Source organism: Aeromonas enteropelogenes, assembly GCF_000819845.1.
Lineage (GTDB): Bacteria > Pseudomonadota > Gammaproteobacteria > Enterobacterales > Aeromonadaceae > Aeromonas > Aeromonas enteropelogenes.
Map to the genome: position 1 here is coordinate 452 of NZ_CDCG01000045.1, position 926 is coordinate 1377.

Below are 926 nucleotides of genomic sequence, written 5' to 3' on the forward strand. Positions count from 1 at the left end.
CAAACAGAGTGGTGGTCAGCAGCAGGGCTGCGCCCGACAGGGCGGTTTTGATGAATGGTGTCATGGTTAACGTCCTTGTTGGTCCGGAGCAAGATGACGGGCCAGGGCCCGCGAACAGGCTGACAGGGTCAGCGTCAACAGCAGGTAGAGGGCGGCCACGGTAAACCACACCTCGAAGGTGAGAAAGGTGTCGGCCACCAGGGTGCGTCCCTCGTTGGTGAGATCGAAGATGGCGATGACGCTCACCAGGGCCGAGTGTTTGATGAGCGACACCAGCTCGTTGGTCAGCGGTGGCAATATGATGGTCATGAGCTGTGGCAGGATCACCTTGCGCAGGGTCACGGCTCTGGGCAGGCCGAGGGCGTGCGCGGCCTCCCACTGCCCCCTGGGTATGGCCAGCACACCTGCTCGCAACACCTCGGCGGTAAAGGCGCCCTGATAGAGGGAGAGGCTCAGCACGGCGCAGGCCAGCGGCGCCAGCCCCAGCATGGGGCCCAGCAGGAAGTAGAGAATATAGAGTTGCACCAATTGCGGCGTGGTGCGCACCAGCGCGAGATAGGCGAGGGCGAGCCAGGGACCCAGGCGCGAGGGAAGCAGGCGCAGGCTCGCCACGCAGAGACTGACGACCAGGGTACCCACCAGGCTGAGCAGGGCTACCTGCAGGGTGACCAGCAGACCATTTAGCAGCGGGCCAGCATAGAATTCTCCCTCATCCCACTCCCCGAGAAATGGCAACACCCGTGGCCATTGCCACTCATAGCCCATCTGGCGGGCACCGCTGTAGAGGGCCCAGCCCAGCAGCAGGAGCAGGGCCAGGGTGCCGAGCAGCCAGCCGAGCGGGGAGAGGCGGTGCGCGCTAGCCATGGTAGCTGAGCACCTGTTCGAGAAAGGCCCGGGTGCGCGGGTGGGAGGGGGCGCCAAAGAGC

Annotated in this window: 1 protein-coding gene; it reads right to left on the reverse strand. The window is 64.9% G+C overall.

Features of this window, described 5'->3' with window-relative positions:
• Positions 1–66 precede the first annotated feature (66 nt).
• Positions 67–864 carry an amino acid ABC transporter permease gene (locus BN1123_RS19425; RefSeq protein WP_042029103.1) on the reverse strand — a complete coding sequence of 266 codons (798 nt, stop codon included), beginning with the start codon at positions 862–864 and terminating at the stop codon, positions 67–69.
• Positions 865–926: the final 62 nt, after the last annotated feature.